Source organism: Rugosimonospora africana, from assembly GCF_016862975.1.
GTDB classification, from domain to species: domain Bacteria; phylum Actinomycetota; class Actinomycetes; order Mycobacteriales; family Micromonosporaceae; genus Rugosimonospora; species Rugosimonospora africana.
The window spans coordinates 1-3,041 of sequence record NZ_BONZ01000159.1 but is presented as its reverse complement, the minus strand read 5'-3'; the positions used below and the strand labels follow the sequence as shown (position 1 = coordinate 3,041).

Annotated in this window: 4 protein-coding genes; all 4 read right to left on the bottom strand. The window is 68.2% G+C overall.

Annotated elements, in window-relative coordinates:
- Positions 1-10: 10 nt before the first annotated feature.
- From Raf01_RS48960 to Raf01_RS48945, 4 genes are read right to left on the bottom strand one after another with little or no spacing between them, the layout of a single operon-like run.
- Positions 11-667 (bottom strand): amino acid ABC transporter permease, encoded by a 657-nt coding sequence (locus Raf01_RS48960; protein WP_203925049.1) that lies wholly within the window; start codon positions 665-667, stop codon positions 11-13.
- Positions 667-1,347 (bottom strand): amino acid ABC transporter permease, encoded by a 681-nt coding sequence (locus tag Raf01_RS48955; protein WP_203925048.1) that lies wholly within the window; start codon positions 1,345-1,347, stop codon positions 667-669. The genes Raf01_RS48960 and Raf01_RS48955 overlap by 1 nt, the downstream gene beginning before the upstream one ends.
- Positions 1,348-1,351: 4 nt before the next feature.
- A complete protein-coding gene (locus tag Raf01_RS48950) occupies positions 1,352-2,278 on the bottom strand; it encodes a transporter substrate-binding domain-containing protein (RefSeq protein ID WP_203925047.1) in 927 nt (308 codons plus the stop codon).
- Positions 2,279-2,314: 36 nt separating this feature from the next.
- Positions 2,315-3,040 carry an amino acid ABC transporter ATP-binding protein gene (locus tag Raf01_RS48945; protein WP_203925046.1) on the bottom strand — a complete coding sequence of 242 codons (726 nt, stop codon included), beginning with the start codon at positions 3,038-3,040 and terminating at the stop codon, positions 2,315-2,317.
- Between the last annotated feature and the right edge of the window lies 1 nt (position 3,041).

The following is a 3,041-nucleotide window of genomic DNA, read 5'->3' as shown; positions in this document are numbered from 1 at the left end:
CGGCCTGCCGTCAGCGCAGCCGTCTCTCGAACCAGCGGGACAGCATCGTCAGTGGCAGGCACACGACGAAGAACACGCCGAGCACGGCACCGAGGATCGGCACCGCGTGGGCGTAGCCACCGGACAGGGTGAGCCGTTCGATGGAACGCTGTGACGCCTCGAGGACGTCCAGCAGTCCGATGACGGCGGCCAGCGAGGTCTGCTGGGTCAGGTTGACGATGAGGCCGATGAGCGGCGGCAGCGCCCGCCGGGCTGCCTGCGGCAGGATGACGTGGCGCATCCGGCCCGGCCAGGAGAAGCCCAGCGCGGCCGCCGCTTCGGCCTGCCCGTGCGGCACCGACTGGACCGCGCCGCGGACCACCTCCGCCATGTTGGCGCTGCCCCACAGGCTCAGGCCGATGGCCGCGGCGACGAACGTGTCGACCCGGATGTCGATGATCGGCAGCACGAAGAAGATGAAGAACAGGATGATGATGATGGGCAGGCCGCGCCAGATCTCGACGTACGCGCGCACCACCCCGCGCACGATCCTGCTCGGCAGGGTCAGCAACGTACCGAGCAGGATCCCCGCCACGACGCTGGCCACCACGCTGACCAGAGCCAGCCACGCGGTGGTGCGCAGCCCACCGGCGACGTAGCTGGCGACCGGGGACACCCACGGCGGCATCAGTGACCTCCCGGTATCGTGAGACGGCGTTCGAGGGCCTGGGTACCCAGCGACATGAGCCAGACCAGCGCCAGGTACACGACGCCGATCGCGAGGAACATCTCGAACACCCGGAACGTGACGGCGACGATGTTCACCGCGGTCTCGGTCAGCTCCGGGTAGCTGATGGCCACCATGAACGACGAGTTCTTGAACACCGAGATGAGGATGTTGGTGACCGACGGCAGCGCGATCCGGAGACCGAGCGGCAGGGTCACCTCGCGGAAGGCGGCCAGCCGACCAAAGCCCAGCGCCCGGCAGGCTTCGACGTAGCCGTCCTGCACCGCCTCGAACCCGGCCCGGAAGTTCTCCACGTTGTACGCGCCGCCCCACAGCAGCAGCGACAGCCAGCCGACGGTGAATCCGCCCAGGCGCAGCCCGGTCTCGGGAAGCGCGAAGTACAGGAAGAAGATCTGTACCAGCAGCGGAGTGTTGCGGAACACCTCGACGTACACGGCGATGAGCTGGCGCAGTACCGGGATCCGCAGCGCCGCGAGCGCCCCGAGTACCACGCCGACGACCAGGGCCCCGGCCATGCCGATGACGCTGATGCCCAGCGTCCGCAGCAGGCCGGTGCCCAACTCGCCGAGATGGTGGACGAGGAAGCCCGGTTGGAAGTGGTACCCCTCGGCAGTGATCATCGGGTCAGCACTGCATGGTGGAGCCGGTCGGGTACGACAGCGTGTTGCTCGGCCGCGGCACGTACTTGGCGAACTGTTCCTGCACGGTCTTGTCGGTCACCGTCTTCTGGAACTCGGCCCAGAAGAAGTCGGCCGCGGCCATCTTCGCCAGGGCCGCGTTGACCCAACCGAGCATCGGGGCATCGCCCTTGCGCACGCCCATGCCCCACGGGCTGTCCGCCTTCGCGTCGCCGACCACCTTCAGGTTCGAGTTCTTCGCGGCGAGGTCCAGCAGCAGGGTGTCGTCCTGCGCGAAGGCCACACCCCGGTTCTGGGTCAGCGCGCTCAGCGCCTGGCTGGTCTCGCCGAACAGCATCTGCTTGACGTTCTTCATGCACTGGGTCAGCCACAGGCTCGCGGTCGCGCCGGTGATGCTGACCACCGTCTTGCCGGCAAGCTGGTCGAAGGAGGTGATCGGTGAGTTCTTCGGTACCAGCAGCTTCACGCCGCTGTCGAAGTACGGCGTGGTGAAGTCGATGGTCTGCGCCCGCTCGGCTGTCCAGTTCATCGTCGCCTCGATGAGGTCGATGCGCTTGGAGGTCAGGAAGGACACCCGGTTCGATCCGGTCACGCACGTCAGCGTGAGGGCGTTGGGGTCGCCGAAGGCGTAGTTGGCCAGTTGGTGGGCGATGTCGATTTCGAAGCCCGCGTTCTTCGACGCCTCGTCGATGTACCCGAACGGCGGGTAGTCGCACTTGACGCCGACGACGAGCTTGCCCCTGCTCTTCACCTCGTCGGGCAGCGGGGCGCCGACGTCGACCGGGCTGCCGGCCGCGGCGATGCCGGAACCGCCCGCCGAGCCGGGGGCCGACCCCTTGTCTGACGAGGAGCAGCCGGCGGCGATGGCCAGCACCACCACCGCGCTGACCACGATGCCGATTCGCGATCTCATCGCTGGATTCCTTTCACCCGCGCAGGCGCGGGGCGTCTAGCGCAGAACCTTGTGCAGGAACTGGCGGGTGCGTTCGTGGGTCGGGCGGTCCAGCACGTCGGCCGGCCGCCCCTGCTCGGTGATGACTCCGCCGTCGATGAACACCAGGCGGTCGCCGAGCTCGCGGGCGAAGCCCATCTCGTGGGTGACGCACAGCATCGTCATGCCGGAGGAGGCGAGGTCCCGCATCACGTCGAGGACCTCACTGACCAGTTCCGGATCCAGCGCCGAGGTCACCTCGTCGAACAGCATCACGTGCGGATCCATCATCAGGGCGCGGGCGATGGCCACTCGTTGCTGCTGGCCGCCGGACAGCTGCCTCGGGTACGCGCCGGCCTTGTCGGCCAGCCCGACCCGCTTCAGCAGGGTCAGTGCGCGCTCCCGGGCCTGCGCCCGGGGCACCTTCAGAAGCTTGCGGGGAGCCAGGGTGAGGTTGTCGATGGCGGACAGGTGCGGGAAGAGGTTGAACTGCTGGAAGACCATGCCGATGCGCCGGCGTACCCGGTTCAGGTCGGCGCCCGGTCGGGTCAGGTCCTCGGACTCCAGCAGCACCCGGCCCGAGGTGACCGGCTCCAGCAGGTTGACGCAGCGCAGCAGGGTGCTCTTGCCGCCACCGGACGGGCCGATGATGACCACCACTTCGCCGCGCGTCACGGTCAGGTCGACACCGCGCAGGACCTCGACGCTGCCGAAGGACTTGTGCACCCCGCGCAGTTCGACCATC